The following is a 721-nucleotide window of genomic DNA, read 5'->3' on the forward strand; positions in this document are numbered from 1 at the left end:
GGTTATAACCGTGACCCACGCTCTATCGCCAAGAAAGCCGAAGAGTACCTGCGTTCTACTGGTATAGCAGATACCGTCCTGGTCGGTCCAGAACCAGAATTTTTCCTGTTTGACGATGTTAAATATGGCTCCGATATGTCCGGCTGTTTCTATAAGCTAGACGCCGAAGAAGCCAGCTGGAACTCAGGAACCAGCTACGAAGGTGGTAACACGGGCCACAGACCCGGCGTTAAGGGCGGATACTTCCCTGTGCCTCCGGTCGATTCTTCACAAGGTATCCGTAGCGCTATGTGTCTTATCCTCGAGGAGATGGGTCAGGTTGTCGAGGCTCATCACCATGAAGTTGCGACGGCCGGTCAGAACGAGATCGCGACTCGCTTCAACACGCTAACGCTCAAGGCCGATGAAGTTCAGGTATTAAAATATGTAGTGCATAACGTCGCCCATGTCTACGGCAAGACAGCCACCTTTATGCCTAAACCTATCGTTGGCGACAATGGTAGCGGTATGCACGTGCATATCTCGCTGGCCAAAGATGGCACTAACCTATTCGCCGGCGATAAGTACGGCGGATTGAGCGAGTTGGCAATCTTCTTTATCGGCGGTGGGTTGACTGATGCTCGTTCCTTTTACTCCTTTTCCCACCCCCCCCCCTTCTCGCTCATTCCGCTCATCCCTCCTTTTGTTTCACCCGTGATTCTTGCCTTCTCTTCGGCTACAC

General features: G+C 52.3%; 1 protein-coding gene. It reads left to right on the top strand.

From position 1 onward, the window contains the following. Window positions 1-721, top strand: a 721-nt coding sequence (locus MTCD1_RS18335; RefSeq protein ID WP_498067564.1) for a glutamine synthetase family protein, incomplete at both ends; no start/stop codon positions are given.

Source organism: Colwellia marinimaniae (genome assembly GCF_002207865.1).
GTDB lineage: Bacteria > Pseudomonadota > Gammaproteobacteria > Enterobacterales > Alteromonadaceae > Colwellia > Colwellia marinimaniae.